Annotated in this window: 1 protein-coding gene; it reads left to right on the top strand. The window is 69.9% G+C overall.

From position 1 onward, the window contains the following. Positions 1-522 (top strand): Glu/Leu/Phe/Val family dehydrogenase (locus tag DQW85_RS21635; RefSeq protein ID WP_420819172.1); only part of this gene is annotated, 522 nt, incomplete at both ends.

A 522-nucleotide genomic window follows, 5' to 3' on the forward strand; every position in this document is an offset into this window, starting at 1 on the left:
CCGACGCCGGCTGCACCGTGACCGCCGTCTGCGACGCCACCACCGCCCTCCACGCCGACACCGGCCTGGACATCACCGCCCTACGCGCCTGGACCACCCAGACCGGCGGCCTGCACGGCTACCCCCACGCCGACACCCTCACCCACGACGAACTCCTCGCACTCGACGTCCACCTGCTCGTGCCCGCCGCCCTGGAGAACGTCATCACCGCCGACAACGCCCCCCACATCCGCGCCCGCCTCATCGTCGAAGGCGCCAACGGCCCCACCACCCCCCAAGCCGACGACATCCTCACCGCCAACGGCACCACCATCGTCCCCGACATCCTCGCCAACGCCGGCGGCGTCATCGTCTCCTACCTGGAATGGGTCCAGAACATGCAGGCCTACTCCTGGAGCGCCAACGACGTCGACCTCAGACTCCGCGACCTCATGCAGACCGCCTACACCCAGGTCAAAACCCTCGCCGACACCCGCAACCTCACCCTCCGCCAAGCCGCCCACATCATCGGCGTCGGCCGGG

The organism is Nonomuraea lactucae (genome assembly GCF_003313395.1).
GTDB classification, from domain to species: Bacteria; Actinomycetota; Actinomycetes; order Streptosporangiales; family Streptosporangiaceae; genus Nonomuraea; species Nonomuraea lactucae.